1 protein-coding gene is annotated in these 728 nt (G+C 41.3%); it reads right to left on the bottom strand.

Annotation, left to right across the window (positions count from 1 at the left end; translation table 11 throughout):
- A partial coding sequence (locus DC28_RS16525) for a hypothetical protein (protein WP_037547312.1) occupies positions 1-562 on the bottom strand: 562 nt, incomplete at its 3' end.
- Between the last annotated feature and the right edge of the window lie 166 nt (positions 563-728).

Consider the following 728-nt stretch of genomic DNA (forward strand, 5'->3'; position numbering starts at 1 on the left):
GAATCGTTTCTTCCGGATTCATCATGGATATTGTGCCGTCGAAGTCCTCAGTAATATGAAAACCAAAGTACCGGGGAGTTTCAGTACCTCGCTCTGGTGATGTATTTACTAAAATCATGTCGCCAGCTATCACTGTTTTCATGTAGTAACTAGCATCTCCGGTACTCAAGCGGCTATTCTTAACAGTGAGGCTTTGCTGGTCATGATTATATACATTGTAAAATCCCGAAGAGGCAAAATCAAATAGGAACCTTCCTTGCCTTATTAAGTTAAAACCTGGATCCAAATTGTTAAGTAAAACACCCCAGTGGTTTCCGTTTTCCTCAAGTCTTATCACTCGTTGGTTGACATTATCTGTAATATAAAATACTCCGTCCACAAACGATAAACCCTTAGGGCTACTAGGATTCGACCCCATCCCCTCAAACTCGTGGAAGCGAAACTCACCTTCACCCCTTCCATTCGGAAATCTACTGATTACCTCAAATTGAATCGGATCAAGCGCATAAATCTGAAATACTGCAAACAATAACAAAGCAGCGCATGTATATATTGTTCTCATCAATTTGTCCCTCTTGTTTTCAGTCGAACGATTCGCCAAGTGTCGTTTTCGTATTTCGTAAGCGTCCTTGAAACATCTTCTATCCCAGGATTTACGACAAATGCATAGGCTCTATCGTAGAATGCCTCAATCAACCGAATATTCCCTGCACTCACACTTCCATCAG

The sequence above is a fragment of the Spirochaeta lutea genome (assembly GCF_000758165.1).
Lineage (GTDB): Bacteria > Spirochaetota > Spirochaetia > DSM-27196 > Salinispiraceae > Spirochaeta_D > Spirochaeta_D lutea.